Below are 25,045 nucleotides of genomic sequence, written 5' to 3' on the forward strand. Positions count from 1 at the left end.
CAGGGATTTCATATCATACACTTGTACGTGGCTGTGTATGTTTGTATGTTCACAGCGGCATCGGAGCGCGCGACCGGGCCACCGGACCCCAGCCCTTCCGGAAGACGAGGAATCGCCCGATATGACTGACCTGATTGTGCGGAAGCTGACTTTCGCGTTCGAACAACACGACGTGCCGTTCCTCTGGAATCCGGAGAACCCGGCCTTCTCCAGCATGGCCAACGCGGTGTCGTTCCTGGCCATCGGTTTCGAGAAGATGATCGTGCAGATGATCACCCAGGCGAAGCCGCAGTTCACCGACCCCGAGGTGGCCGAGGAAGCCGACGCCTTCATGCGGCAGGAGGGCCAGCATTCGACCGCGCACCGCCAGCACGTGCGCGGCCTGATCCGCGCCTACCCGGGCCTGCAGGAGACCCTCGACGAGGTGGTCGGCGAATTCGACAAGCTCACCGCCGAGAAGCCGCTGAAGTATCGCCTGGCCTACACCGCCGACCTGGAGGCCACCTTCACCTCGGTGTTCAAGCTGATGCTCGACAACGAGTCCTCGCTCTTCCGGCCCGGCGACGACCGCGTCGCGTCGCTGTTCATCTGGCATTTCGTCGAGGAGGTCGAGCACCGCAGTTCCGCGCTGATCATCTTCGATTCGCTGGTGGGCAGCGACCTGTACCGGATGCGGGTGGCGCCGTCGATCTTCCGGCACGTGCTGCGCATGGTGCGGATCGCGTGCGCCGGATTCAACAAGCATGTGCCGCTGGAGGAGCGGAAGATCGACGCCATGTCGATGTTCGCGACCTACCGCTATCAGCAGCTGCTGAGCAAGGTGGTGCCCAGCCTCGCGCTGCCCTACGCGGGTCCGGGCCCGCGCGCCTTCGACGATCTGCCGCTGGGTGAGCAGCTCTCCGCGCTGCGCGGCGTCATCCGCAGCCAGCTGCCCAAGCACAATCCAGCGCACGAGAAGACGCCCGCTCTGGCCGATGTGTGGTTCAAGCGCTACCAGGAGGGCTACGACGTGACCCGCTGGTACACCGCCGAGACGTCCGGTGCGGGAGCGAACTGATGGCCGAGCATTGCGCACCCACCTTCGCCGGGCTGGCGAAGTCGCTCGGTTTCTCCTGCGAGGAGGCCGGCGGGCTGTTCGAGCTGAGAAGCCCTCTGGCACTGGAGAACTGGACCCTGCCGGTGCTGGAGGCGACGATCATCCTGGGCTCGATCCTCGCGCTGGTGTGGGCCGTCATCCGGTTGCGCCGCCACGGCGACCCGACCAATCTGGTGCTGTGGTTCGGCGCGACCGCGTACCTGTTCGTCATCGAGCCGCCGTTGTACTTCCCCGCCGCGTTCGGCATTTCGGGACACGTGGACACGATGTTCGCGCACAATGTGTTCACGGTGGACTTCCTGTGGGGCCGCCTGCCGCTCTACATCGTGGCGATCTACCCGTTCATGGCCACGATCGCCTACGAGATCGTGCGCATGCTGGGCGTTTTCCGCTACGGCGCGCTCGCGGGCGCGACCTGCGTCGGTTTCGTGCACCACGCGTTCTACGAGATCTTCGATCAGATCGGCCCGCAGCTGCGCTGGTGGGAGTGGACCACCGACAACCCGCTCAATCAGCCCATGTTCGATTCGGTGCCGCTGCCGAGCGTGGTGGTCTTCGCCGCCCTGTGGCCGATGTCGCTGGCGTTCTGCGTGTACCGGTTCGTGGGTCGCCGCGTGGATGCCGGCGAGCATTTCACCGGTCTCCAATTGGTGTGGCGCACACTGGTGATCGGCCTCGCGGCATCCGCGGGCACCTTCATCCTCCCGCTTCCGGCCACGGTCCTCGGCGCGGGCAGCACCACCGTGCGCGGCGTCATCTACGCGCTCGAACTGATCGTGCTCTCGGTGGCGGCCGTCTGGCTGATGTATCGCCAGTGGTCGCGCCTGCGGCAGCCGGGCAACACCGAACCGCGCTACGACAATGCCTTCGTCCGCGTCTACGCCGCGCTGTACCTCGTCGTCTTCGCGGTCCTGTGGGCGACGGCCCTCCCGGACTTCTTCGACGCGAAGAACGGCGTCACCGAGAACGGCGACCCCATCGGCAACCTCTGGTACACCCTCGCCTGCTTCGCCGTCGGGATCCTGTCCGTCGCGGCGGTTTCCTTCCGCGGCGCGGCGCGAACCGGGGACGAGACTCCCGCGCTGATCGCCGAGCGGAGCTGATCCGGCGAGCGGGACCCGTGCGGATTTCCATCGCCGGGTGTGCAAACATTCGGCCATGGCTGGTGGTACCCACATGTGGCCGGTCGTCGACCTGACGGACCTGCTCGATGTTCTCGATCTGACCGAGGCCGGGCCCGGGAAGTTCCGGGCCCGCAACGTCACCTCGACGCTGCCGACGACCCTGGGCAGTCAGACGCTCGCCCAGGCCGTCATCGCGGCCGAGCGCACGGTGCCGCACATGGCTGTCCAGTCGCTGCACGGGGTGTTTCCGCGCGGCGGGTACGCGGATCGCGATGTCGAGGTGGAGGTCGAGACCGTTCAGTCCGGCCGGGCGCTGGCGACCGTCCAGGTGTCGTTCCGGCAGGAAGGCCGCGAACACGCGCGCGTGCTGGCCATGCTGAGCGTCGTGGAGCCCGACTTCCTCGTCCACGGTGCCCGCCTGTCCGACGACGTGCCCGGTCCCGACGAGTGCGACGAACTGCCCTGCGCGCTGCTGCCCTGGGAGGTTCGCACGCTCGGCGGGGCCGACGCACTCGCTCTCGAACTGGCCGGGCCGCCGACCCTGGACGTGTGGATGCGCTGCGACAAGGCTCCGGACGAGCCCGGTCTCGCCCGCGCCCTGCTGGCCCACGGCAGCGAGGGCTTCCTGGGCCCGGTCGCCATGCGGCCCTATCCGCAGTCCGAGATCGCTCGTCTCGGTGGTCGCGGGGCCGCCGCGATGCTCGCCCAGACGGTCACCTTCCACCGCCCGTTCAGCCTGCACGACTGGCTGCTCATGCGGTGCGAGAGCAACTTCGCGGGCAGTGGGCGGATGCACGGCCGGATCCAGATCTTCACGCGGGCAGGCGATCTGGTGGCCTCGGTGGACACCCAGGGCCTGATGCGCAGCGCCACCTGAGAGCGGCCGTGCCGGCCGAGGGGGGCAAACCGGTCACGCACGGGTGTCCGGTCGGTCAAGGCGGCAAGTCCCGAGTCCACCGCCTCTACCTCCGGGTACGTTCTTGCGAAACCGGCCGGACACCCGCCGTGCAGTGTTCCCCCGAGGGGACGGCGGGACTCAGAGGAGCTCCCCATCCGCATGCGCAGATCAGTTCGCCGCCGCCGCGATCACGGTCGTTGGATTCGGTTCGGCGCGATCACGGCCACGACCGCCGTGCTCGCCCTGGGCGGGCCGTTCCCGGCCGCGACGGCCGAGGATCCGGCCGGGCCGCAGCCGATCGCCGACGCGACGGATCTGCTGGCGGCGATCCAGGGTGGCCGGTTGCTCGGGGTGCCGCCCCTGCCGGACGTGATCGCGGGCAGTGCCGCGAGCCTGTCGTCACCCGAATTCTGGTCGAACTACGTGCGCGAGATCGTCGTCGACAACAAGGTGCTGCTGCCGATCCCGATCGATGTGGTGAAACCCGATGTGGCCCTGCCGCACGCGCCGATCGCGGCCGGGACCGCCGCCGCACTGCCGCCGGCACCCGTCGATCTGCTCGGCGTGACCTACGAGTGGGCGGGCGGCACCAAGACGGTCGCCGATTTCCTCAACGACTCCGGCACCGACGTCATCGTATTCGCGCACAACGGGTCCCTGGTCGCGCAGTACTTCGCCAACGGCTGGTCCGGCGACACCGCGCATCAGGCGTGGTCGACCACCAAGTCCTTCGTCTCGACCCTGGTCGGCATCGCCGTCGACCAGCACCTGATCGCCTCGTTGGACGATCCGATCGAGCGCTACATCCCCGAGCTGACCGGCACCGCCTGGCAGGGCGCGACCGTCCGGAATCTGCTGGAGATGCGATCGGGCATCCGGTGGGACGAGCACACCGAGGACCTGTCGCAGAACACCCAGGTGACGCAGTGGATCGACATGTCCCTGGACTACTACACCGAGGGCGGGTCGGGGAAGACCCGAGACGAGTTCCTGAAGTCGCTTCCGGCGGATCGGGCGCCCGGCGTCGCCTTCAACTACAGCAGCGCCGATACCCAGGTGCTGGCGTGGATGCTGGAGAGCGTCTACCACCAGCCGTTCAACCAGGTTCTCTCCGAACAGTTGTGGCGGCCCGTAGGCATGGAAGCGCCGGCCGACATCATGACCGACCGGACCGGCGCGGCCATCGCCTCCGAAGCCCTGTTCGCCCGGCCCCGCGACTTCGTGCGGCTCGGTGAACTCATGCGCAATGGCGGCCGCACGCCCGAGGGCCGTCAGGTGGTGTCCCCGCAGTGGGTCACCGCCGCCACCACCGGTATGAAACCGGCCAGCGACGCCGGGGACGCCGCCGTCGGCGGCTACGGCTTCCAGTGGTGGAGCGGCGCGACGCCGGATGGCTTCCAAGCCAACGGTTTCCAGGGCCAGTACGTCACGGTCGCCCCGTCGGACTGCGTGACCGGTGTCCGGCTGGCGCACACTCTGCAGCTGAGTACGGATGGGGAGTTCGCGGGCCAGGGCAATGACGAATGGCACGCGCTGTATCGGGCGGTGCTGGCCCGGCTCGGCGGCTGTTGAACCCCGCCGTTTTCGAGGGGTAGCGGCCGGTGTCCGCTGGTGTAAACGATCTCGCGATCTTAGATTGGACGTGTGACCAAGTTTGGCGTCCGTCGGTGCGAGGCCCGGACGGAGTGAGTACGAGGCTGGATCTGCCCACGATCCCCCCGTCGATCCTGAGCGGATTGGTCGAGATCGGTGCGCGGGAGGCGCGCGACGTCGGGCAGTGGTTCACGGGGACCGGTCTGACCGCGCCGGATGTGCTGACCGCGGACTCGATCAAGGTGTCCTTCCGCCAGGCCGTCACCGTCCTGCGGCGCGCCATCGCGGATATGCCCGGGCGGCCGCTCGGTATGCAGGTGGGTGGGCGCGACATCCTGCTGTCGATGGGGATGCTCGGGGTGGCCATGCGCTCGGCCGCCACCGTGGGCGAGGCGATGTCGATCGGGCTGGAACTGCACCAGGCGTCGGGCACCCTGATGGACATCGAACTGGAGCGCGACCAGCACCACGCGGCGCTGCGCCTGCACGAACGCTGGCCCGAACCACAGCTGCTCAGCTTCCTGTGCGAGGAAATCTTGTGCAGCACCATGATTTTCGTGCGGTCCGTGGTCGGCTCGGACTGGTCGCCCACCCGGGTGGAGCTGAGCTATGCCCCGCCGCCGTACGCAGGTCACTACGAGCGGTTCTTCCGCTGCCCGGTCGAGTTCTCCGCCGAGACCAACCGGGCGGTCTTCCCCGCCGCCGACCTGGCCCTGCCCTTCGCCACGCACAGCGAGCCGACCCGGGTGATCGCGGTCGACGCGTGCCGCCGCCTGCTCGATATCGGGCGTCGGGAACCGGACGTGGTGCTGATCGTCGAAACCCTGCTCGAGCAGAATCTGCGGCGTCCCCTGACGATGGCCGAGGTCGCCGCGCGGCTGCACGTCACCGAACGCACGCTACGCCGCCAACTCGCCACCGCCGGTGAGAGTTTCAGCTCGGTCCGGGATCGGGTGCGGGAACGGCGCGCCACCTATCTGCTCCAGGATTCGGGGCTGCCGATCTCGGCGATCGCGCACCAGATCGGATACAGCGACATCCGTGAGTTCCGCCGCGCCTACATTCGCTGGACCGGGTCCGCGCCCAGCGTGGCGCGCCGCACGCTCGCATAGCCGGTCCTCGTCCCGGACAAGGGGATCCGGACCGGCCCGGCGGTCACAGCGGCAGGTGTTGCTCGTATCTGGGGGCGGCATCGAGGATCGCGGTGTCGATATCGCCCGAGTGGTAGCCGAGTTCGGCGGTGGCGCGGGCGCCGGTGACCAGGCACCTCATGGGCGGACATCCGACGCCGAACGGTCGGCCCGGATCGGTTCGAACAGGCCCGCGGTGAGGTTGCTCCAGCCGAATCGTTTGCGCAACACCGCGAGATAGCCGTGATAGGCGCGGGCGTCGACATAGGCGCGGTGACGGGCCGAGGCCAGGAATTTGATGCCGCCGTTCAGTTTCGGGCGATCGCCGGCGATGAGTCCGTCGAATGCCGCCGCCCGCGCGGGATTGTGCCGCTGATCGTGCAGATACTGGGCGACGACATTGCTGATGTGGTCGAACAGCGTGTACGCGCTGGAATTGATCTCGAGATAGCCGAGGCCGAACAGGTTGCGGTGTTCGCGGTTGAACACCGACAGGTACAGGTCGGGCCGGCCCTCGGTCCAGTCGAAGTACTTCTCCGCGTATGGAATCGACCAGTCGTAGCCGGTCGCGTGGAGGATCAGGTCGACCTCTTCACTGCTGCCGTTGGTGAACCGGACTCGGGAGCCTTCCAGCGCCGCGACATCGGGGCGAATGGCGACGTCACCGTGCTGCAGGTAATGGATCAGCTGACTGTTGAGCAGCGGATGCGACTCGAACAGTTTGTGATCCGGTTTCGGCAGACCGTATTTCGTCAGGTTCCCTTGGAGCAGCCGCAGCAGCGCCTGGAAGAACGGGCGCTCCAGCCACAGCGGCAATTGCGGTCCGCTATTGGCGATTTCGTCGCTGGGGATACCGAAGATGTGTTTCGGGATGACATGATAGCCGCGCCGGATGCTGACGAAGGCGGCCTCGGCGTTCGCGGCGGCGTCGCAGGCGATATCGGCGCCGGAGTTGCCCAGTCCGACGATCAGGACCCGCCGGCCGCGGAATTCGAGGGGACTGCGGTAGGTCGAGGAGTGCCGGATCTCGCCGTCGAACGAGCCCTGATGTTCGGGTGAGCGCGGCTGCCAGGTCACGCCGGTCGCGCAGATGACCGCGGCGTATCGGCGCTCGGCGCCGTCGTCCAGTGTGACCAGCCAGCCGAGGTCGTCCTCGAGCACATCGACGACGGCGCAATCGAATCGGATCGCCTCGCGCAGGCCGTAGGCCGCGGCGAAGGAGCGCGTGTACTCCAGGATCTGCCGGTTACCCGGATAGTCCGGGTAGTGCTCCGGCATCGGAAAGTCGAAGAATCCCGACGTCTTTCGCGACGAGATGAAATGCGCGGACTCGTACATCGGGGTGCCCGGGTTGTCGAGGTCCCAGATGCCGCCGACATCGGAATGCCGCTCGAACTGGTCGTACGGGATCCCGAGGCGTTTCAACGCCCGCGCCGCGGACAGTCCCGCCGGCCCGGCGCCGATGATACAAACCCGACCCGGCCCCTCGGCCGCGTGCGTTCCAGACATGAACCCTCCCGTTCGACGGTGACGATAACGGCATCAAACAGCCGCCGGGCCCTGCTGACGAGGGGTGATGCGGCTGGAAAGGGGGGATAAGCGGACACGCCGCGCACGCTGCTACGCTCGCGGTCCGCGGATCTTCCCGACGCACCGTCGGTAAGTTTGTCTCCGCAGAGAGGTGAAGGCACCGACGATGAACAACTTCCCCGGAGTCGACGGTTTCCTCGGCACGAGAGCGTCGTGGGCGATGGACACCATGGTGCTGGTCATGGCGATCGTGGTCGCCGTGCTGGCGTGGAGCGTCCACCAGGCCCGGGTCAATCGGAAATTCGGCCTGCACAAGGGAGTTCAGATCCTGCTGGCGGTGGGTCTGCTCGCCGCCGTGGTGCTCTTCGAGATGGATGTCCGCTTCAACGGCTGGCAGGAGCGGGCCGCGGGCGTCGTCGGCGGCACCGCCTCCACCGTGGTGTGGACCGCCCTGGCCGTCCACCTGGCCTGCGCGGTCTTCTCGGTCGTCCTGTGGCCCGTGGTGATCATCCGCGCGGCCCGTAACTTCGATTCACCCCCGCGCCCCGGGGGACACAGCGCCTGGCATCGCCGCTGGGCGCCGATCGCCGCCATCGGCATGACGCTGACCGCCGTGACCAGCTGGATCTTCTACGGTCTGGCCTTCGTCGCGTAACCCGGTGCGGCTCAGACCTTCTTGCCGACAGCCCCGTACAGCGACACGTTCTTGTCGTGACCGGGCGGGAATTCCTCGTCGGGGTTGCGCCACCGGTGGATCATCTCCACCCCCGGCTCCACCAGTTCCAACCCGTCGAACAGCCGCTCGACCGCGTCCCGGGTGCGCGGCTGCACCGGTATTCCGCGATCGATGTAGACCTGCAACAGCCGGGCCATGCCCTCGGGATCGTCGGGCCCGGCGTCGAAATCGGTCGTGACATGCGAGATCGCCAGATACGACCCCTTCGCCAGCGGCTCCATCAGGGTCCGCACGATCTCGTGCACATCCCCCGGCACGAAATGCAGCACCGCCATCAGCGACACCGCGACAGGCCGCGAAAGGTCCAGCGTCTCCATCAGTTCCGGAGCGTGGAGAATCTCCTCCGGCTTCCCCGCATCGGCCAGGACGAACGCCGTCCGCCCTTCCTCCGCACTCACCAGCAATGCCCGCGCGTGCGAGAACACCAACGGATCATTATCGACGTAAACCACTCTCGACTCAGGGGCCAACCCCTGCGCCACCTGATGCAGATTCGGCTCGGTGGGTATCCCCGTCCCGATATCCAGGAACTGCCGAACCCCCTCCCCCGCCAGATACCGGGTAGCGGTCCGCATGAACTCCCGATTGGTCTGCGCGGTCACCCGAACAGCGGGAAACTCCGCCAGCGCCTTGTCCCCCGCCTCCCGATCCGCCTCGTAATTGTCCTTCCCCCCGAGGAAGTAGTCATACATCCGAGCCGAATGCGGCACATCAGTACGTAGCTCACGCGAACTCGCCACAACGGCCCCCTACGACCCGTATCCGAAAACCCGTCCCTCGCCTGTATACCGCAGCGCCATGAGTCTCACCCCCGGATCGGGCAAGACCTCGAACCTCACAACCCACTCGAAACGCTGCGCCGGCAAGGACATCCCGCTTGCCCGGCATTCTCCACCGCGTGCCGGGAGTTGCGCGCTTCGGATATAGATCCGAGTGAATCACGCATTGGAACGCTCGCGGCAAGGCCATACCGTTGAGCCACGTACCAACCGCACAGAAAAGTGGAGGCCTCCGGTGGCTATTCAGATCGGCGTATTCCTGCCCACATCGGGACCGCACAGCACCGGGTCGGGGCCACGCGAGGTCCGGGAGAGTGCGCGGGTGGCGGAGGCCGCAGGGCTCGAATCCCTGTGGGCCACAGATCACCTCGTCGCCAGTCAGCCGATGCTCGACAGTACTGTCGCGCTGAGTACTGCGGCGGCGGTGACCGATCGCATCCGGGTCGGGTTCGGGGCCATGTTGCTGGCGATGCGGCCGGTTGCGTGGGCGGCCAAGGAGATCGCCACGTTGCAGCAGGTGTCGGAGGGCAGGCTGCTGGTGGGAGTCGGAACCGGCAACCCGGCGCACGGAGATGTCGGGTGGCGGGCGGCGGGTGTGCCGTTCGCGGAACGGGGGGTTCGCACCGATCGGGCCCTGGCGATGCTCCCGCGGCTGATCGGCGGCGAGCAGACCGCGCTGGACGGCGGGCTCGATGTCGCACTGTCGCCGGGTGCGCCGGTACCGCCGATCCTGATCGCGGGCAATAGCGCTCGTGCCCGGCGCCGGGCCGCCGCGCACGGGGATTCCTGGATGCCGATCAACCCGGGCCTCGACGATCTGCCCGGCTTGCTGACCGACCTGAAGCAGCTCGCTCAGCAGCATGGGCGGCAGACCCCCGCGGTGACCGTGGTCGCCCCGGCGCTCTCCGCGGAGCCTCGTGAGGCCGCGGACGAGTTGGTCGCCTACGAAGCCGCCGGTGTCGAGCGGGTCGTGCTGGCTCCCACCGGCCCGGATTGGCGAAGCGACTACGCCTTCGCCGCCGGTGTGCGCGCCGCGCAGTAGCCGAGGGTGCCCGAGCGGCGCGCCGCTGCTGGAGCAGCAGGCCGTCGCGTACGCCGCGGAGACGACCACGTTTCAGCTCCCATTGATGGAGGTTTCCCAATCATGGGGCGTCCCGGCATATTTCACGATCTTCATGACGGCCACCGTCGGCGACGAGCCGGGAGTCACCAGCTTCGGTGTCGCCAACCCGCCGGCGTACGACGGTGACCATGTTCTCGACTCGGCCGTCCGAATCCGGTGGGTGAACCTGTCCACCGGCGTCACCGGCATGATCGACATGCCGGTCCGGGAGACCGCGGAGCAGCCCTGCACCTGCGCCCCGGCGTCGATACCGGTGCGCACCGGAGCCGGCCGGATCGTCGCCCTGGCGACCGCCGACGGCGTTGCGGCCAACGTGTCCTCGGGGCTCGGCACCTTCACGGCTCCCTGATCCCCTCGGGCCCAGGAGCGCCACGCAGGCGATACCGAATACCGGCTGAGCGCGAAATAGCCACGGAAGCTGTCGGTTTGGGCATACATGAATCCCCTCGATGCCCAAACCGGCGGCTGCCGCCAGTTGATTGCCGCCTCAGCTCGTCGTCCCCGCCGCGCGCAGGGCCGCGTTCTCCCGCTCCAGATCGGCGATCCGCTCCCGCAGGTCGGCCACCGCCTCCAGCACCTCCTCCCGTGGATACAGCTCCGGAATATGCTGACTGCAATTCCAGTCGAACGCCTCGATCTCGATCAGCACCGCCCGCTCGACCTGCGCCCGATACTCCGGAACCGTCAGCGAGGCAACGAGTTCCGGCTGCTCCGCGGCCTCCACCACCCGCGCCCGCCCGAAGATCTTCAACCGGGTCCGGGCCGCGTAGTCCATCAGGAACAACGCCACCCGACCGTCATGGTCGAGATTCCCCCGACTGATGTACTGCTTGTTCCCCCGAAAGTCCGCGAACCCCACCGTCCGCGAGTCGATCACCTTCAAGAACCCCCGAGCCCCACCCCGATGCTGAATGTACGGCCACCCCGTCTCACTCACCGTCGACAGATAGAAACTGTCCCGCTCCCCGATGAACCACGCCTCGTTCTCCCCCAGCCGATCCGCCACTTCCGGCACCGCCGCCATCCGCTCATACCCCCGCAAACTCCCATGCGCCGCCTGATGAGCCCGAACCGCATCGGTGAACGCAACCTGCGCATAATGCCCGGTCATCCCCCAACCTCCCTCTCGATCGGCCCATGCGAGACGCGACCTTCTAACCGTTAATTATCAATTTAGCAGTTATATGGCCCGGATTGATTCCCTAGGACTGACCATTACGAACTCATCGACCGATCAACCAGCTACCCAGCGACGAATCGACCAGCCGGCGCGCGGAAACGAGCGATCGGGCAGGCATACCTCGGTGGGATCACACCCCCTGCCGATCAGATCAGCACGCAGGCAAGGAATTCAGCGTGAAGAACGACCCCGACCAGTGCCGACAGCCCCTGGATCCGAGATCTGGCGTGTCCCGGGCCGGGTGTCTGTAACGGAGCCGACCCAGTCACGACAGGGAGTGCAGGCCGTGGTTCTGCGGCCTGATCCGTGAATATGGCCGGAAGTGGGGTGGAGCTGGGTGACGCGGCGTCGGGGGTTCTTGGCTGAATTGCAGCATCAACAGCGGCTTGCACAACAGCGGCAAGCGCAGCTGCAGCGGGCTGCGATACGTGCGCACAACGAGGCCGTCCGGGAGGCGCAGCGCTTCGCGCGAGAACAAGAGCGTGCTGCTGCAGCTGCCATGCGCGCTTCGGCCGCTGAACGCGCAGCCGCGGAGCGTACGGCCAAACTGGCCCACATCGCGGCGCGAGAGGCGGAGGTCGAGGAGAGGAACGCACAGCTCGCCGTCTCCTACGACGAGATCGACAATCTCCTCAATGCCACTCTCGAGGTTGATGACTGGGTCGATCTGGAATTGCTCCGCGAACACTCCACGGAAATCCCGCTCAATCGGCCTGAGCTACTCACCCCGACTCGACCTCCCACCTACCAGGTGCCCCCGGATCGCCCGGTCTTCGTGCCGCCCCCGCCACCGTCGGGCCTCAGCGGCACACTCGGCGGCAATCGCAGACATGCCGCCCACGTGGAGTCGGCGCAGCAGGAGTACCTGAATCGCGTTCAGCATTGGCAGCTGGCGCTGTCTCATACCTGCGCGATGAACGCAGAGCTGCGCGATCGATGGCGGCAGCAGGAGTCAGCGAGGAAGGCAGCGCTGGCCGACGCGAAACATGAACTGGCCGAAGCGAACGCGGAACGTCGACGCCAGACTGAGGAATCGAATGCTCGTTTGGATAGTCTGATCATCGGGTTGCGGGAGCGCCGACCCGATGCGATGCATGAATACGTGTCAATCGTCATGGCGAACTCGATCTATCCAGAAGCGTTCGAGGTGTCGTACGAGCACTCCTTCGACGCGGGCGACCACGAACTGCACATCAGCGTGTTGGCTCCGCACCCCGACACTTTCCCGACGATAAGGGCGTTTCGCTACAACAAGACCAGCGACGAGATCACCTCCACCTCGGTGCCGGCGACCGAAACGAAACGGCGCTACGCGTCAGCGATCGCACAGACCGCGTTGCGAACAGCGCACGAAGTGTTCGAAGCCGACCGGGAGGAGGTCATCGAGAGCATCGCGCTCACTGTCGCAGTCAATACCGTCGACAGCGCGACAGGCCACGACGTCCGCATCGACCTCGTTCGGTTGGCGACTGATCGCGCGGATTTCCTTCCGCTGGAACTCTCCAAGGTGGAGCCGAGCGCCACGCTGGATTACCTGGCGGCCGCGGTGTCGAAGAACCCTTACGGACTGGCTCCTTTGGCAAACCATGGAGTACGAGGATGAGCGACCAGCAAGAAGTGATCGTGGGATTGCGAAAGATGTTGGTCGTCAAGGAACGTGAATCCGCTGACCTGCAAGACCGGATCCAGCAGCTCACCGCGCAACTCCAGTCCCACGCGGTTGCCGCTGTCGAGCCTCCGGCACCGGCCGATCCCCGACTCATCACCGTCGACGACGCCCTGGTGCTTCAGGAAGTCGGGATCTACGAATATCACCACCCTTTGGAGAACGCCGAGAACTACAAGCAGGCCCTCGCCCAGCTCCGCGCCGATGTTCGTGAGGCCGTGAAAGGCAGTGAGGCCATCGTCGTGGCCAAGAAGTTCAGCTTCAACAATTCGCTGGCGGAAGGCCGCCGGTTGACCACGGACCTTGCCAAGCTCATGTTGCGTGCTTACAACGCCGAGGCAGAGAACTGCGTCCGCACCATGCGCGCCGGCAACCTGGACACCGCCAAGCGACGGCTCGACAAGGCCGCCAAGGACATCGAAAAGCTCGGTGCGGCAATGCAGATGGGAGTGTCATCCAGCTATCACGCGATGCGCACCAAGGAACTCGAGCTCACCGCCGACTACATGATGAAGGTGCAGGAGGAACGCGAGATCGCTCGTGAGGAACGCGAGCGACTGCGCGAGGAACGCAAGGTCGAACAAGAGCTGGCCGCCGAACGCGAGCGACTCGACAAGGAACAAGCTCACTACCGTGCCGTGCTGCAGCGGCTCAGTGACACCGGACAGGACACCAGTGAAATCGAAGAACAGCTGGAACGGATCGCCGACGCCATCGCACAGAACGACTTCCGCGCAGCGAATATCCGCGCAGGCTATGTCTACGTCATCTCCAACATCGGTGCCTTCGGCCCGGGCGTGGTCAAGATCGGATTGACACGCCGACTCGAACCACTCGACCGAGTACGCGAACTCGGCGGTGCCTCCGTGCCGTTCCCATTCGACGTCCACGCGGTCTACTTCTCGGACGACGCGGTCACCCTCGAGAACGAACTCCACAAGGAGTTCGGCCGGCAACGGCTCAACCACGCCAACCCTCGTCGAGAGTTCTTCTTCGCCACCCCCGAGGAAGTACGGCAAGTACTCGCGAAGAAGGTCGGAAATCTCCTCGACTACAACGATTCCCCCGAGGCCACACAATACTTCCAGTCGCAGGGCTACTGGCCGGCGTCACGGTGAACCTGCCCGGACCGGGCATCCGACTGACTCGGGAACATTTGTCCTATATCCGGGAGGGGTGGGCGGCGGATGGTGGGGGCTCGTTCACAAGGAGGGCTAGGTGCGGATTCTTGTTTCGGGGGCCGGTATCGCGGGGCCGGTGTTGGCGTATTGGCTGAACTGGTATGGGTTTTCGGTCACCGTGGTGGAGCGGGCGGTGACGTTGCGCAAGACCGGGGGGCATGCGGTGGATCTGTTTCGGCCCGCGGTGGATATCTCGGAGAGGATGGGGGTGCTGGATCGGATCGAGGAGTGCGCTACCGGGACCGCGCGGTTGACGTTGCGGCCGGAAGGGTCGTCGCGGGCGGTTCGGGTGGACCTCGGCAAGATCTTCAGCGCCGCCTCCGACCGGCATGTCGAGATCATGCGGGACGACCTGAGGGAGATCTATTACGACGCAACGTGTGACGATGTCGAGTACCTGTTCGGGGACTCGATCACCGAGCTCTCACCCGACGGCGAGGTTCGATTCGAGCACGCGTCTCCGCGCCGATTCGACCTCGTCATCGGCGCGGACGGTCTGCACTCCACGGTCCGGCGGCTCGCCTTCGGCGACCGACCCGGTGACAGCACCTTCATCGGGGCCTACCTCGGCGTTCTGACCCTGCACGAGGCCGCCGCGCTGGACCGTGAGCTGCTCATTCATGTCGGCGTCGGTCGGACCGTGGGCATGTACGGCACCCGGCATTCCGGCGAGGCACGGGCGTTGTTCCTGTTCCACAGTGAGCAGGAGCTCGACTACCACTACCGCGATGCGCCCCGGCAGAAGGAACTGCTGCGCAACGCCTTCCAGGACATGCATCCGGACGTGGACCATTGGCTGGCCGAACTCGACACCACACCGGCCTTCTACTTCGACTCGATCACCCAACTCCACCTGGACACCTGGTCCGGCGGAAGGGTGACGCTGGTCGGCGACGCGGGCTACTGCCCCGGCCCGGCGGTGGGCGGCAGCACCACCCTGGCAGTCGTCGGCGCCTATGTCCTCGCGGGCGAACTGGCTCGAGCGCGCGGCGACCACGAACGCGCTTTCGCCGCTTACGAACGCGTGATGACACCCCACATCCAGGGCGGCCGAGCAGCCGCGCTCAGCGCCGCGAAGACTCTCATCCCCGCCTCCCGCCTCGGCATCACCGGACTGACCCAGGGCGCCCGCCTGATCTCGGCCCTGCCCACCCGTCCCCGCCGAGCCCTCCTACGCCTCGCCGGCAAGACCGGCCGCCTCTACAACTCGATGACCATCGCCGACTACGAGCGCCCGACCCGGAGTGGGCGGGCGACGACGAGAACCGAAGTCCATGAGGGGTGACGCCTGACCCCGGTCCGGTCGAGCAGCGACAGTTCCATTTCCACCCCGCGGGTGCAGTCGGGGCCGTTACCCCGTAGCTCCGGACGCGTCCGCCCGTCGTCGAAGAGTCACGGGGAGTGAGTCTTCCGGCAGCGGGGTGGCGCTCATGTCGAGGGGCATGATGTAGTCCTGTGGGACTTCCCATTCGAAGCTGCGGAGGAGCTGGTGGAGGACCATTTTGATCTCGAGGCCGGCGAAGTGCTGGCCTAGGCATTTGTGGGGGCCGCCGCCGAAGGGAGCCCAGGCCATGCGGTGGCGTTTGTGTTCGGCGCGGTCGTCGCTGAAGCGTTCCGGGTCGAACTCCTCGGGGTGGGACCAGATTTCGGGGCGGTGGTGGTTGGCCAGGGCGGGGACGATCACCATCGACCCTTCCGGGACGAAGTAGCCGCAGATCTCGGTGTCCTGCACGGCTACGCGCGGCTCGATCTGGATCGGCGTGCACAGGCGCGTCGTTTCCTTGAAGATCCAGTCCAGTTCGGTGAGGTCGGCGAGTTCGTCGTAGCCGAGTTCGTGGGGCATGTCGAGGGAGCGGGCGCGGGCGCGTTTCTGCCAGTCGGGGTACTTGGCCAGGTTGTAGACGATGTTGGCGAGGGTGCCGGTGGTGGTGTCGTGGGCGGCGGCCAGGAGGAAGACCATGTGGTTCACGACGTCCTCGTCGGTGAAGCGTTCACCGTCCTCGCCGGTGGCGTGGCACAACACCGACAGCAGGTCGGTGCCCTGCTGGTCGCGGGCGGCCGTGATCCGTTCGGCGAGGAACACTTCGAGGGTGCGGCGGGCGCGCAGGCCCTTGCGCCAGCGGCTGCCGGGCAGCGATATCCGCACCATCGCGCCGCCGGCGTGCAGGAGCGCCATGATGGCGCCGCTGATCCGGTCGGCCTCCGCGCGGGGCAGGCGCGCACCCATGAAGACCTCGAGGGCCACATCCAGGGTCAACTGCTCCAAACGCTTGTGCATGAGCACCGGGTTGCCCTCGGCCACGCTGCCTTCCGGCAGCTCCGCGATGTGGCGTTCCGCGATGGTGTGCAGGGCTTCCAGATAGGAATTGAGCGCCGATCGCCCGAAAGCCTGCTGCATGATCGCGCGGTGCGCCTTGTGCTCCTCGAAATCGAGCATCAGCAGGCCGCGGTCGAAGAACGGCCCGTTGAGCGGCTTCCACGCGGGGCCATTGGCGAACACCCCGTCCCGGTTCATCAGGACCTGCTGTGCCGCATCGGGACCGGCGGCGATGATCCACCGGCTGCCGAACATGTTCAGCACATGCACCGGGCCGTAGGTGTTCTCGTCCTGCTGCGCCGCGCCGTGCGGGTCGCGGCGCTGGCGCCGCAGCTGCGAGATCCAGTTGGTGGCCGGCCCGCTGATCTGCCGGAGCTCGCTGCCCGTCGGTGGTGCCGCGACGAATTGTGTTCTGGGCAAGGCAAACCCCTCCTGCGTAACTGACGACAAGGCCGAAAGTTACCCGCAGGGAAGGGGTCACACCAGGGTTCGGACAGATTTTGCCGAACCCTCCTGCGGTTTAATGCAGATTGGCCACGACGTCCGCCGCGATCGCCTTCGCCGCGGCTTCCGAGGCGGCCGCGCCGTTCCAGTCGTTGACGACGACATCCACCACGGCATTACCCGAACGCAAGATGAGTCGCGCGTCGGAACGACCCGGAATCGCCTTCGGGCTACCGCTGACCATGACGGCCGACTGCACCTCCGACCCGAGTTCGGCGGGAGTGATCTCGGTGGACTTCGACTCGTTGAGCTGCGGCTGATACACATCGGAGAGCGAGCTCTGCGCACGGCTGTACATCGCGGGCGAGCCGGCGGCCATGCGCAGGACCACCTGGACGCTGACCGGGTGCGTCACGGAATCGGCCGTCGTCCAGCTCGGTGTGTGGGTGACCTCGTCGGGGTTGAGCGTCATCGTCGGGGTGCGTTTGCACTGCGCCCCAGGGGTGTAGCGGCTCAGCAGTGCGGCGGAGACCAGCGTGCACTCGTCGCTCGTGTCGTGGTAGGTCGGCCCCGCGGCCGCGTCGTCGGAAGAGCCGGACTTGATCAGGAAGACCGCACCGGCCGCGATCGCGACTCCCAGCACCACCGCCCCGACGATCCACACCCGCTTGGACCGAGGCTGTCCCTGCCGCACCGGGGACATCACCGCACTCACCAACCCGCTCCGATCTAGAGAACTCAGCTGGTCAGAGACCCTACCGCACCGCAAGCCACCCGCTACACCCGGCAACCCGCACCCGGGCCGTGAAACAGATTGATGGCCAAGCGAATTGACACTCGGCCGAGGACGCTGCCGCTACCAGGGCGATCGCCATCGAGTGGAGCCGTCAGGGGCGCGGACTTCCGCGGTCCGGGACGCCTCTGAGCGGTCGGCCCGATGCCACCAAAAGATGCAAACAGTGCGTTGGTATCTTACCAACGGTGCGTCGGAAAAATGTCGGCGACCGGACCCGGAGGTAATGGCGAAATGTTTCTGGCATGGCGCGAACTATGGTTCGCGCGGGCGAGGTTCGGACTGATGGGCGGCGTGGTCGCCCTCATCGCCGTGCTGGTGGTGATGCTGTCGGGACTCTCGACAGGCCTGGTCAATGACGGTGTTTCCGGTTTGAAGGCGCTGCCTGTGGACGCCTTCGCCTTCGCGGGCGGAACCAAATCGGAGTCCGCGTTCACGCGCAGCATCGTCGATACCCGGCAGGTCGGCCAGTGGCGTGCACGCGGCGATGTCACCGAAGCCGCACCGTTCGGGCTCGCGCTGGCCAATACCCGGACCGCGGCCGGGGTGCCCCTCGACTTCGCACTGTTCGGCGTCGACCCGGGTTCGTTCCTGGCCCCTCCGGTGAGCATCGGGGCCGGGCTCGGCAGCCCGGACGGAATCGTGGTCAGCGCAACGGCATTGGACAAGGGCGTGCAGATCGGGGACACCGTCGTCGTGGACCGGCTCGGCGTCACCATGACCGTCGTCGGCGCGACGATCGGGCAGCAGACCTTCGGCCACGTCGACGTCGCGTATGTGCCGCTACCGCTGTGGCAGGCGATTCGCGCCGGGGTGAAACCGGGCGAACCGGCGCGGGCGGGGGCGTACACCGAGGCGAGCGCGGTCGCACTGCGCGGTCACGACATCGATCTCGCCGCCGGCGATCGCGGCATCGGCACCTCGAGCCGCGCCTTGGCGGCGACCTTCGGCTCCTCACCAGGCTACTCGGCGGAGATGTCGACGATGACGCTGATCAAGGTGTTCCTGTACGCCATCTCGGCCCTCGTGGTCGGCGCGTTCTTCACGGTGTGGACGATTCAACGCCGCCGCGAGATCGCCGTGCTGCGAGCTGTCGGAGCGTCGGTGGGCTATCTGCTGCGTGACGGCCTGATCCAGGCGCTGATCGTGCTCATCGGCGCGACCGGCGTCGGGGTGCTGGTCGGAGTGCTCGTGGGCGGGGCGATCCATGGCATGCCCTTCGCCTTGGAAGCCGGCGCGGTCGCGGCGGGCGCGAGCCTGCTGGTGACACTCGGCGCGCTGGGAGCTGTGGCGGCGATCGTTCGAATCGCCCGGGTCGATCCGCTGACCGCGTTGGGAGAGAACCGATGACAACGTCCACCACAACCCGGACATCGCTCGTGCTCGCCGACGTCTGCTTGACGGTCGGGGACGCGGACAACGCGGTGACGGCCCTCGATCACGTGAATCTCACTGTGTCGCGAGGAGAATTCGTTGCCATCGTCGGCCCATCGGGCTCGGGCAAATCGAGTCTTCTGGCGGTAGCTGGCGGCCTGACCAGCCCGGACTCGGGCACGGTGCAGGTCTCCGACCACGATCTCACGCAACTGAGCGCCACCCGGCGCGCCCGGTTCCGGATGGACACCATCGGATTCGTGTTCCAGTCCGGCAATCTCATTCCCGCGCTGTCGGCGGCCGATCAGCTGCGACTTGTCGGGCACGCCGGCGGACGGTCCGTGCGCCGCCGGGCGCGCGATCCCCTGGAACTATTGGCCGCGGTGGGGCTTTCCGCGAAGGCGAGAAGCCGTCCACATCAGCTCTCCGGCGGCGAACGCCAGCGGGTCGGAATCGCGCGGGCCCTGTACGCGCAACCCACGCTCCTGCTGGTCGACGAGCCGACCGCCGCACTGGATCGGGCACGCAGCCACGAGATCGTCCAGCTGCTGGCGACGGAAACGCGCGAACGCGGGGTCGCGACCGTGATGGTCACCCACGACCACGACGTCTTGGAACACTGCGATCGCGTCCTCGAGATGGTCGACGGGAGACTGTCCTAGCCGCACGATGGGCGGCGAGGGCGTTCTCCGCCACGGCGGAGTTCACGTTCTCGCCACCCTCGCCCGCACCGTAATCGGCACATCCATCGCGACCGCGACGGCCATGCCCGTCACGCGATCCTCGACGCGCCTCGGACATTCGCGGTACGGTGACCCGGCGCTGGACAGCGCGGTCAGGGTCGACGCGCTGAGACACCCGCATATCCACTGGTCAAGGGCACATAAGTCGGAACTTGCGGCAAACGGACCACTGCCCGGAGTAGCGCGCGGTCAATGAACGCATGCGAGGTTTGCGGTAACGATTAGGCTATGCCGATCGTCGTCGAAGCTCAGGGAGTGCGGCACACCTTCGACTGCTTCGAATGTGCGATCCACCGCATGGCACCCATCTGCGAGCACTGCAACGTCAAGATCATCGGTCACGGCGTGGAGTCGGAAGGCCGGTTCTTCTGCTGCGTGCACTGCGCGGTGTCCGAAGGTGCCATAGGCCTGGTCGACCACATCTGAAACCCCGATAACGACAACGGGACCGATACCGCACAACCTGCGGTACCGGCCCCGTCGAGAGTGTTTGCTGCAATGCAACTTTCGATGACCCTGACGGCGTCCGGTGGCCGTTGGGTCGATCACAGTGGCGGGACCTGGCTCAGAAGACCTGGTCGGCCTGGTCAGGGATGACCGCGCCGGTGGTGTCGTCCTTCGCGGGTGCACCCGATCCGTCCGGGTTGGTGTAGCCCTTGGTGGAGCACGGGTACAGCGAGGTCTTCTGCGCCTTGGGCTCGATGAACATGGGGTTGATCAGCCACTTGCCGTCGCCGTTGAAATACGCGGGGCACATCAGCTCGGTCTTGTTGCGGTTGATCACCAAGCGCAGCGCGGTCGCGTCGCGGACGAAGGTGGCGTCGGTGGTGGAGTCGCCCGCCGCGAAGACCTGGCGGTTGTCCTGGCGCTCCCACGCGGCCGCACCGGTGACGCCGAAGACCCGCTCGTTGATGAAGCAGCGCTTGCCATCGAGGTAGGTAATCGCCTGATCGTCACCGGAACCGCCGCAGCCGACGGTGTGGTAGCTGCGCACACCGTGATCCATGACGTTCTGGATTCCCACGATGTGATTGCGCTGCACACCCAGATGCGGCGCCCAGGCCTCGATCACGGCCTGCGGCGAGGCGGTGATCACCCAGACGTCGAAGCCTTCCTTCTGCAACGTGCGGTAGAGGTCGGCCATCTGGTCGTAGTAGCGGACCCAGGCCACGACCTTCTTGGTGCCCACCATCTGCGTGGCGCCGACCGGGTTGGCGAGGTTCTCCGCGCGGGCGGCCTCGGCGAATTTGGTCACGGTCTCGTCGTTGTAGCCGGAGAGCAGGTTGTTCACCCACGCGTAGGAGGCTTCCGTGCGGCGCTGATTCCAACCGGCGAACGCGGGCTTGCCGGTGGTCGTCGTGGTGTCGTTGTAGACCGTGTACAGCTCATCCGCGCATGCGGTGTTCGTGCTGGTCGGCAGGGGCTGACCGGCGGCGACGGTGGTGCCGCACGCCTGGGACAGCGCCGCGGCGGCATCCTGGGTCAGGTACGGGCTGGTCTGCGTCCAGTCCTTGTTCGGAGGCTGCAATACCTTGTCATTGCGCAGGATCCAGAACGTGGTGGCATCGCCCGCGTCGTTCTTGATCGTCGTGTTGTCCCAGTCGAAGGTGGCGACCGGGTGCTTGTTGCCGTGAACCGCCTTGTTGCACTTGCCGTACTCGTCGACCAGCTGCTGCAGCTTCGAGGCGTTGTCGCCGTACCACTGCAGTGAACGGTCGAGCTGCGCGCAGTTGTTGCTCGACGGGGCCGCGCTCGCCTGTGGCATCGCCAAGGAGGCGAGGCCCAGCATGACCGCCAGCGCGAGTAGATATCTCTTTGTCATGCGCGGCACGCTAGGCATCGCACCCCGCCACAAGCCGTCACCTACGTAAATAAAGGACTGGTGTCCGGCAAATTATTGGCATCGACTCCGCCGCACGAGATCGGGTGCGCGGCAGCCTGTTCCGAAAACGCAACAGAGCCGCAGACCATTGATCTGCGGCTATGCCGTTCGGTGGAGCTGGCGGACCAGCATGCGAACCGTGCTGCTGATCGACGGGCCGGACATCACTGGATCCGCGCGGCCGGCACCCGACCGCGGTTGTCAGCGGTTCAATCGCCCTGGAGCAAGAGCCGGAACGACGAATGAGCCGGGGTCAGCGGCCGCACGGCACGAAAGCCCTTCTCATCCAACGTCAGTACGTCGTTGGTGAGGTAACGCTCGGCGAGCACGACAGTCACCGCATCGGCCAGATCGAGCCGCAGGCCGCGATACTGCTCGATGATCTTCTGAGCAACCCGGAGGTCATCGCGGTCCACCGGAGGCACAAGCACCGCACCCTCCTCGGCGGAGGTGAGCAGATCGTCGAGGACGAGATCGGCTACATGGCGGTCTTTTCCGAATCGCGCGACCAGCAGATGATCGACCTCGTCCAGCACGAGCGGCGAGACAACCGCGACGGAGGTGGCGAGGAATTCACGGGCTCGCTCGTGCAGGTCCGCAGCGCGATCGTAGGCAGCGATGATGGCCGAAGTGTCAGCGACGAAGAAGCTCACTCGCCGTATGCCTCGCCGAGCAAATCCTCACTGTCAGAGGCAAACCCAGGATCGCCGGAATCGAACGACGGCCACGGACGGGTGCGCCGGACCCGGTGCGCCCGCATCAATACCAGGTCTATCCCCTCGCGGATCAAATCGGCTTCCGATCGCCCCGCTGCTTCGGCAGCCTCTTTGAGACGGGCAGCCTGCTCGGGATCCAGGTACACGCTCGTTTTGGCCTTCATAAAGGTAGGGTACTGCGTAGGGCACCTGCCGGGTTCGTGCATTACCGAAAAGCAGCAGAGCTCCAGGTCGATGACCTGCGGCTCTGCTGTGAAGTGGGGCTGGCGGACCAGCGTACGAACCGGGCGGTGTTGATGGACGGGTCGGACATCCTGATCCGGGCGGTGGGCGCCCGTTCGAACTCGTTGGGCGGTGTCCGGTGATCGCGATCGCTCCACTCGCCCGACCGGTACGAATCAACTGCGAATCAGGCCGACTCATCGACTACACGATGGCGAAGCAACTGTTCCAACCTCGGCCAATAAGCGCACGTTCGTAGCGGCAGAACGCGCACAAATCGTGCGGCAGAACGCGCATGTATAGCGTGGCAGGGATGGTCGACCAGCCGGCAGTTTTTACAGAATAGGTCCGAAATGGGACATTATCTGTCATGACCGAGAGGCACTTCATCAGCCTGGACGAAACAGCAGCAGCACTTGAAGTGTCCACTCGGCATGTGCGTCGCCTCGTGAATTCAGGAAGCTTGACCCAGGTCACCCGTGGGGTGCTCGAGCGAGATTCGGTGGATCGCTACCTGATGTCGCAGCGCCAAGGTCGAACTCGCTCGTGGGCCGAGCACACGGCGTGGGGAGCGATCGCGATCCTCTCCGACGGAGAGGCCGACTGGCTCGGCCCAACCCAGACCTCGCGGGTCCGACGCACGCTCCGGGACCTAGTCGATCCGAGTGAACTGATTTCACGGGTCCGCGACCGCGCTCATGTGCGTACATTCGCGGCCCACCGTGCCGCCATACCCCGGCTTCGCGCAATTGTCTTGCACCCCAATATGAATGCTCTCGGCATCGTTGACAGCGGAGAGGGCCGGATCGACGGTTACATCGCCGCACAAGAACTCGACGGCGTGATTCGGACCCTTGGCCTCCGGGCCGAGTCCTCTGGTGACATCACCCTGCGTGTCACCGAATTCGACTTCGACCAAGTCGGCAAGCTCGTCTCCACCAGCGCCGTCGTCGCGGCGCTCGATGCCGCGACCGCTCTCGATCCACGCATCCGGGGGGTCGGACAACGCGCTCTCGCCGAGACACTGGAGGCATACCGATGAGCGATCAGGCGCAGCGACCAACGATCGACATCGCATCCCCTGCCAGGCGGCTGGCCACCGCCGTGGCCCAACGTCGCCGAACTGGCCGAGGTTCTCCCACGCGACAAACTGGACTCTGGTCGGCGGGCTCATGACCCAGCAGCACACAATCCATCACGGCATCGGCATCGTTCGCCCGACCAACGACGTCGACATTGTGCTGCGCATCGAGACCGAGCGTGGCATTCCGAATACCTCGGCGACCGCATTCGAAATGCCTCGGTTATCAACTGCAGCCATCTATCGACCCACGCAATAACACCGCGCACTGGTTCGTTCGCGGAACGACAACCGTCGATCTCGTCGCAGGTTTGCCGACAGAGGACCACGCCGACGTCCTGATCTCCGACCATCCAACACCTAGGGTTGTCGAACGACTCCGCGGCCGTGAAATGGTTCGCCTCGAGGCAGGTACCCAAGCCCTGCGCCGAACCATCAACGCACGCATCGAGATAGCAGCAGGGCTGGTCGCCGACACTCCGTGCCGCGCCCGTTCGGGGCCGTGATTCTCGAGGCAGCGGCTTACACGGGCCTCACGACGGATCGCTTGGGCCAGTTTGGGCTGCTCCCGGACCAGGCGCTCGGAATTTCCAGTCGAGCCATCACTTCCGCGATCGCTCGCTGCCTTTCGAGATCTGGTAGGACGTGCGCAGCACTGCTGCGCAAAAGAGCGTTGCATCGACGTCGCTGGTCGCGCTTGTGGGCAGTACTCGACAGGTGGGCCATCGGGCGGTCAAGACCATGACGCAGATCACGTGATGGCGCCCGTCGGATGAAGCGAGGGGAACCCTCTGTGGGTTCGCGATCCACGCGCGGTACACGCCCGACTGGTAGATCACGATCACGCCACGTGGCATGTCGCACCTGGCGTATCGACGGCCACATGTACATCATGTACATGATGTACATCTGGCCGCAGCGGAAGAGATCGAGGGACCGATGACGACCACAGAGCGAATCACGTCTGTCGAGCGATACAGCTCCATGAACAGCGCTAGAGAACACTTCGCCCAAATGCTGACGGCCGCCGAAGAGGGCAACGTCGCCGTGGTGTCTCGTAAGGGTAAGGATTCCGCGCTCGTGGAGGTTGGGCGGCTCCGGTGGCTGCTTTCCCACATCATCCGTGTCCACGAACCGCAAGTAGTGCGGGAAAACAACAACTGGGTCGCATACCTGCCAGGTCTTCCACTGGCCGTGGAGGAGCCCGACCTCGATACGGCGATCACCGCCTTGATCGAAGCTATGCGCGAGTACACCGCTGACTGGCAGGACCATCTCCATGCCGCGCTCAATCATCAGAAGAACGTCGACTTCGTGCAGTTCGTGGAGCTATCCACGGACGAGCAGCTGAGAGAGTGGTTGACGGCGGCCGAACAATGACTCAGCACCCTCCGGGTAACAAGAAGGCTCACGAAACGTTCTGCCACCACGATGAAT

Annotated in this window: 25 protein-coding genes; 17 read left to right on the plus strand and 8 right to left on the minus strand. The window is 66.0% G+C overall.

Annotation, left to right across the window (positions count from 1 at the left end):
- Positions 1-121: 121 nt before the first annotated feature.
- From ACFYTS_RS26995 to ACFYTS_RS27015, 5 genes are all read left to right on the plus strand, one after another.
- On the plus strand, positions 122-1,057 hold the full coding sequence (locus ACFYTS_RS26995; protein ID WP_387308103.1) for a metal-dependent hydrolase: 936 nt from the start codon (positions 122-124) through the stop codon (positions 1,055-1,057).
- On the plus strand, positions 1,057-2,199 hold the full coding sequence (locus ACFYTS_RS27000) for a hypothetical protein (RefSeq protein WP_387308105.1): 1,143 nt from the start codon (positions 1,057-1,059) through the stop codon (positions 2,197-2,199). Before ACFYTS_RS26995 ends, ACFYTS_RS27000 begins: the two co-directional genes overlap by 1 nt.
- 55 nt (positions 2,200-2,254) lie before the next feature.
- Entirely contained in the window at positions 2,255-3,097 is an 843-nt protein-coding gene (locus tag ACFYTS_RS27005; protein ID WP_387308107.1) for an acyl-CoA thioesterase, read from the plus strand.
- A 180-nt stretch (positions 3,098-3,277) separates the two neighbouring features.
- Positions 3,278-4,690, plus strand: coding sequence for a serine hydrolase domain-containing protein (locus ACFYTS_RS27010; RefSeq protein WP_387308109.1), 1,413 nt, complete (start codon positions 3,278-3,280; stop codon positions 4,688-4,690).
- 113 nt (positions 4,691-4,803) lie between these two features.
- Positions 4,804-5,823 (plus strand): AraC family transcriptional regulator, encoded by a 1,020-nt coding sequence (locus tag ACFYTS_RS27015; RefSeq protein WP_357278741.1) that lies wholly within the window; start codon positions 4,804-4,806, stop codon positions 5,821-5,823.
- A 156-nt stretch (positions 5,824-5,979) separates the two neighbouring features.
- Here the strand turns inward: ACFYTS_RS27015 and ACFYTS_RS27020 are convergent, their stop codons facing one another.
- Positions 5,980-7,350 (minus strand): flavin-containing monooxygenase, encoded by a 1,371-nt coding sequence (locus ACFYTS_RS27020; protein WP_387308111.1) that lies wholly within the window; start codon positions 7,348-7,350, stop codon positions 5,980-5,982.
- Between the two features lie 187 nt (positions 7,351-7,537).
- On the opposite strand from ACFYTS_RS27020, the gene ACFYTS_RS27025 reads away from it, so the two are divergent.
- Complete coding sequence (locus ACFYTS_RS27025) at positions 7,538-8,026, plus strand: DUF420 domain-containing protein (RefSeq protein WP_357278745.1); 489 nt, start codon at positions 7,538-7,540, stop codon at positions 8,024-8,026.
- An 11-nt stretch (positions 8,027-8,037) separates the two neighbouring features.
- Here ACFYTS_RS27025 and ACFYTS_RS27030 read toward each other — a convergent pair whose 3' ends face one another.
- Positions 8,038-8,847 (minus strand): SAM-dependent methyltransferase, encoded by an 810-nt coding sequence (locus ACFYTS_RS27030; protein ID WP_387308114.1) that lies wholly within the window; start codon positions 8,845-8,847, stop codon positions 8,038-8,040.
- A gap of 274 nt (positions 8,848-9,121) precedes the next feature.
- Between ACFYTS_RS27030 and ACFYTS_RS27035 the strand changes: the two genes are divergently transcribed.
- Positions 9,122-9,928, plus strand: coding sequence for an LLM class flavin-dependent oxidoreductase (locus ACFYTS_RS27035; protein ID WP_387308116.1), 807 nt, complete (start codon positions 9,122-9,124; stop codon positions 9,926-9,928).
- Positions 9,929-10,061: 133 nt separating this feature from the next.
- Positions 10,062-10,358 (plus strand): hypothetical protein, encoded by a 297-nt coding sequence (locus ACFYTS_RS27040; protein WP_387308118.1) that lies wholly within the window; start codon positions 10,062-10,064, stop codon positions 10,356-10,358.
- Positions 10,359-10,496: 138 nt separating this feature from the next.
- On the opposite strand, the gene ACFYTS_RS27045 is transcribed toward ACFYTS_RS27040, so the two are convergent.
- Positions 10,497-11,033, minus strand: a complete 537-nt coding sequence (locus ACFYTS_RS27045) for a pyridoxamine 5'-phosphate oxidase family protein (protein WP_387308389.1) — start codon at positions 11,031-11,033, stop codon at positions 10,497-10,499.
- A gap of 514 nt (positions 11,034-11,547) precedes the next feature.
- On the opposite strand from ACFYTS_RS27045, the gene ACFYTS_RS27050 reads away from it, so the two are divergent.
- The 3 genes from ACFYTS_RS27050 (at position 11,548) to ACFYTS_RS27060 (ending at position 15,321) form a co-directional block, all read left to right on the plus strand.
- Positions 11,548-12,792: a hypothetical protein gene (locus tag ACFYTS_RS27050; RefSeq protein WP_387308120.1), complete on the plus strand. Its 1,245-nt coding sequence runs from the start codon at positions 11,548-11,550 to the stop codon at positions 12,790-12,792.
- Positions 12,789-13,973, plus strand: coding sequence for a DUF4041 domain-containing protein (locus ACFYTS_RS27055; RefSeq protein ID WP_387308122.1), 1,185 nt, complete (start codon positions 12,789-12,791; stop codon positions 13,971-13,973). Before ACFYTS_RS27050 ends, ACFYTS_RS27055 begins: the two co-directional genes overlap by 4 nt.
- Positions 13,974-14,073: 100 nt before the next feature.
- On the plus strand, positions 14,074-15,321 hold the full coding sequence (locus tag ACFYTS_RS27060; RefSeq protein WP_387308124.1) for an FAD-dependent monooxygenase: 1,248 nt from the start codon (positions 14,074-14,076) through the stop codon (positions 15,319-15,321).
- A gap of 66 nt (positions 15,322-15,387) precedes the next feature.
- Here ACFYTS_RS27060 and ACFYTS_RS27065 read toward each other — a convergent pair whose 3' ends face one another.
- Both ACFYTS_RS27065 and ACFYTS_RS27070 read right to left on the minus strand, forming a co-directional pair.
- Positions 15,388-16,773: a cytochrome P450 gene (locus ACFYTS_RS27065; protein ID WP_357278756.1), complete on the minus strand. Its 1,386-nt coding sequence runs from the start codon at positions 16,771-16,773 to the stop codon at positions 15,388-15,390.
- A gap of 100 nt (positions 16,774-16,873) precedes the next feature.
- Complete coding sequence (locus ACFYTS_RS27070) at positions 16,874-17,512, minus strand: hypothetical protein (protein ID WP_387308126.1); 639 nt, start codon at positions 17,510-17,512, stop codon at positions 16,874-16,876.
- 312 nt (positions 17,513-17,824) lie between these two features.
- Between ACFYTS_RS27070 and ACFYTS_RS27075 the strand changes: the two genes are divergently transcribed.
- The 3 genes from ACFYTS_RS27075 to ACFYTS_RS27085 all read left to right on the plus strand — a co-directional run bounded on the left by ACFYTS_RS27075 (position 17,825) and on the right by ACFYTS_RS27085 (position 20,133).
- Complete coding sequence (locus tag ACFYTS_RS27075) at positions 17,825-18,940, plus strand: ABC transporter permease (protein WP_387308128.1); 1,116 nt, start codon at positions 17,825-17,827, stop codon at positions 18,938-18,940.
- Positions 18,937-19,626 (plus strand): ABC transporter ATP-binding protein, encoded by a 690-nt coding sequence (locus ACFYTS_RS27080; protein ID WP_387308131.1) that lies wholly within the window; start codon positions 18,937-18,939, stop codon positions 19,624-19,626. Before ACFYTS_RS27075 ends, ACFYTS_RS27080 begins: the two co-directional genes overlap by 4 nt.
- Before the next feature lie 309 nt (positions 19,627-19,935).
- A complete protein-coding gene (locus ACFYTS_RS27085; protein WP_387308133.1) occupies positions 19,936-20,133 on the plus strand; it encodes a hypothetical protein in 198 nt (65 codons plus the stop codon).
- A 139-nt stretch (positions 20,134-20,272) separates the two neighbouring features.
- On the opposite strand, the gene ACFYTS_RS27090 is transcribed toward ACFYTS_RS27085, so the two are convergent.
- The 3 genes from ACFYTS_RS27090 to ACFYTS_RS27100 all read right to left on the minus strand — a co-directional run bounded on the left by ACFYTS_RS27090 (position 20,273) and on the right by ACFYTS_RS27100 (position 22,469).
- Complete coding sequence (locus ACFYTS_RS27090; protein ID WP_387308136.1) at positions 20,273-21,529, minus strand: haloacid dehalogenase-like hydrolase; 1,257 nt, start codon at positions 21,527-21,529, stop codon at positions 20,273-20,275.
- A 269-nt stretch (positions 21,530-21,798) separates the two neighbouring features.
- Positions 21,799-22,242 (minus strand): type II toxin-antitoxin system VapC family toxin, encoded by a 444-nt coding sequence (locus tag ACFYTS_RS27095; RefSeq protein WP_387308139.1) that lies wholly within the window; start codon positions 22,240-22,242, stop codon positions 21,799-21,801.
- The gene (locus tag ACFYTS_RS27100) at positions 22,239-22,469 is read right to left on the minus strand and encodes a ribbon-helix-helix domain-containing protein (protein ID WP_387308141.1); all 231 of its coding nucleotides are present in this window, start codon (positions 22,467-22,469) and stop codon (positions 22,239-22,241) included. Before ACFYTS_RS27100 ends, ACFYTS_RS27095 begins: the two co-directional genes overlap by 4 nt.
- Before the next feature lie 428 nt (positions 22,470-22,897).
- On the opposite strand from ACFYTS_RS27100, the gene ACFYTS_RS27105 reads away from it, so the two are divergent.
- From ACFYTS_RS27105 to ACFYTS_RS27115, 3 genes are all read left to right on the plus strand, one after another.
- On the plus strand, positions 22,898-23,569 hold the full coding sequence (locus ACFYTS_RS27105) for a hypothetical protein (RefSeq protein WP_387308144.1): 672 nt from the start codon (positions 22,898-22,900) through the stop codon (positions 23,567-23,569).
- 130 nt (positions 23,570-23,699) lie between these two features.
- Entirely contained in the window at positions 23,700-23,867 is a 168-nt protein-coding gene (locus ACFYTS_RS27110) for a hypothetical protein (RefSeq protein ID WP_387308146.1), read from the plus strand.
- A 680-nt stretch (positions 23,868-24,547) separates the two neighbouring features.
- A complete protein-coding gene (locus ACFYTS_RS27115) occupies positions 24,548-24,988 on the plus strand; it encodes a prevent-host-death protein (RefSeq protein ID WP_357278772.1) in 441 nt (146 codons plus the stop codon).
- Positions 24,989-25,045 lie beyond the last annotated feature (57 nt).

The sequence above is a fragment of the Nocardia sp. NPDC004151 genome, assembly GCF_042874235.1.
GTDB lineage: Bacteria > Actinomycetota > Actinomycetes > Mycobacteriales > Mycobacteriaceae > Nocardia.

Excerpts from the sequence above, each read along its gene's own strand:
- ACFYTS_RS27045 (WP_387308389.1), bottom strand. The coding sequence starts at position 11,033 with ATGGCGGCGGTGCCGGAAGTGGCGGATCGGCTGGGGGAGAACGAGGCG.
- ACFYTS_RS27090 (WP_387308136.1), bottom strand. The coding sequence starts at position 21,529 with ATGACAAAGAGATATCTACTCGCGCTGGCGGTCATGCTGGGCCTCGCC.
- ACFYTS_RS27020 (WP_387308111.1), bottom strand. The coding sequence starts at position 7,350 with ATGTCTGGAACGCACGCGGCCGAGGGGCCGGGTCGGGTTTGTATCATC.
- ACFYTS_RS27040 (WP_387308118.1), top strand. The coding sequence starts at position 10,062 with ATGACGGCCACCGTCGGCGACGAGCCGGGAGTCACCAGCTTCGGTGTC.
- ACFYTS_RS27055 (WP_387308122.1), top strand. The coding sequence starts at position 12,789 with ATGAGCGACCAGCAAGAAGTGATCGTGGGATTGCGAAAGATGTTGGTC.
- ACFYTS_RS27005 (WP_387308107.1), top strand. The coding sequence starts at position 2,255 with ATGGCTGGTGGTACCCACATGTGGCCGGTCGTCGACCTGACGGACCTG.
- ACFYTS_RS27110 (WP_387308146.1), top strand. The coding sequence starts at position 23,700 with ATGACCCAGCAGCACACAATCCATCACGGCATCGGCATCGTTCGCCCG.
- ACFYTS_RS27100 (WP_387308141.1), bottom strand. The coding sequence starts at position 22,469 with ATGAAGGCCAAAACGAGCGTGTACCTGGATCCCGAGCAGGCTGCCCGT.
- ACFYTS_RS26995 (WP_387308103.1), top strand. The coding sequence starts at position 122 with ATGACTGACCTGATTGTGCGGAAGCTGACTTTCGCGTTCGAACAACAC.
- ACFYTS_RS27080 (WP_387308131.1), top strand. The coding sequence starts at position 18,937 with ATGACAACGTCCACCACAACCCGGACATCGCTCGTGCTCGCCGACGTC.
- ACFYTS_RS27000 (WP_387308105.1), top strand. The coding sequence starts at position 1,057 with ATGGCCGAGCATTGCGCACCCACCTTCGCCGGGCTGGCGAAGTCGCTC.
- ACFYTS_RS27105 (WP_387308144.1), top strand. The coding sequence starts at position 22,898 with ATGACCGAGAGGCACTTCATCAGCCTGGACGAAACAGCAGCAGCACTT.
- ACFYTS_RS27010 (WP_387308109.1), top strand. The coding sequence starts at position 3,278 with ATGCGCAGATCAGTTCGCCGCCGCCGCGATCACGGTCGTTGGATTCGG.
- ACFYTS_RS27025 (WP_357278745.1), top strand. The coding sequence starts at position 7,538 with ATGAACAACTTCCCCGGAGTCGACGGTTTCCTCGGCACGAGAGCGTCG.
- ACFYTS_RS27085 (WP_387308133.1), top strand. The coding sequence starts at position 19,936 with ATGCCGATCGTCGTCGAAGCTCAGGGAGTGCGGCACACCTTCGACTGC.
- ACFYTS_RS27075 (WP_387308128.1), top strand. The coding sequence starts at position 17,825 with ATGTTTCTGGCATGGCGCGAACTATGGTTCGCGCGGGCGAGGTTCGGA.
- ACFYTS_RS27115 (WP_357278772.1), top strand. The coding sequence starts at position 24,548 with ATGACGACCACAGAGCGAATCACGTCTGTCGAGCGATACAGCTCCATG.